The sequence below is a fragment of the Alcanivorax sp. HI0044 genome, assembly GCF_001634945.1.
The window spans coordinates 1-823 of sequence record NZ_LWEZ01001356.1 but is presented as its reverse complement, the minus strand read 5'-3'; the positions used below and the strand labels follow the sequence as shown (position 1 = coordinate 823).

Annotated in this window: 1 protein-coding gene; it reads left to right on the top strand. The window is 57.5% G+C overall.

Features of this window, described 5'->3' with window-relative positions; all coding sequences use genetic code 11:
• Positions 1-499: 499 nt before the first annotated feature.
• The coding region (locus A3730_RS20075) for an Rsd/AlgQ family anti-sigma factor (RefSeq protein WP_063538771.1) at positions 500-823 on the top strand (324 nt) is incomplete at its 3' end.

Sequence of the window (823 nt, the reverse complement as noted above, 5' to 3'; positions counted from 1 at the left end):
GCCTGGTCACCGCACTGGCACTCCCCTGGCTGTGGCCCTGGGTGGCGCAGCATCTCGGCTAACGCGGATTAACCTGAAGCATTACCGCTGTGCCAGCTCGACCGGAGGGGCGGCATTGCTCGTTTTGCAGGACGCAAGAAGCCTGATGCCTGACATTACACCCCCAAAGCAAACCGGTGGTGCGACCACAACCCGGCCCGGTTTGCACAGCCGTCTGGCGTCAAGCACTAGGCATCAGGCATTCCTATCCGCCGTTACAAAGCACTAAAAGCCCCTGCCTTATAAAAAATCCGTCTTTATCAGCAAGTGGCTGACGCCGCGCTGTTTTTTCCACTGTTTGTGGCTACTCCGCAAAAAGGTCACTTTCTGCCCATTGCGCCGCCATCACCCTCCATCCTAGTCTCGATAGCCCTGCTGAAGAATCAGACGTCCGCTCGTACGGCACCGTTCGTACCCCCGGCCCAAGGCAGTCTCAGCCATTCACTAAGGAGGGAATACAATGGCGAGTTCCACATCTGCAGCACTGGCTCAATGGCAACGTATCGAAGCCCTGGTTCAGGCCTGGCTGGATGAACGCCAACAGCTGATTGTTCTGCTGTGCACCATGCAGGGCCTGAAAGGCCTTTCCACTCCCCAGCCTTACGATAACCCGCAACCCATGCACCGGCAGGTACAGCGATTCTGTCAGCTGCTGATGGACTACATCAGTGCCGGCTATTTCGAGGTATATCGGGAACTGGTTAACGAAGCCCGCCACTTTCACCGGGAGAACCCGGCACTGACCCGGCNGATTATGCAGAAGCTGGACAGCTCCACCGATGCC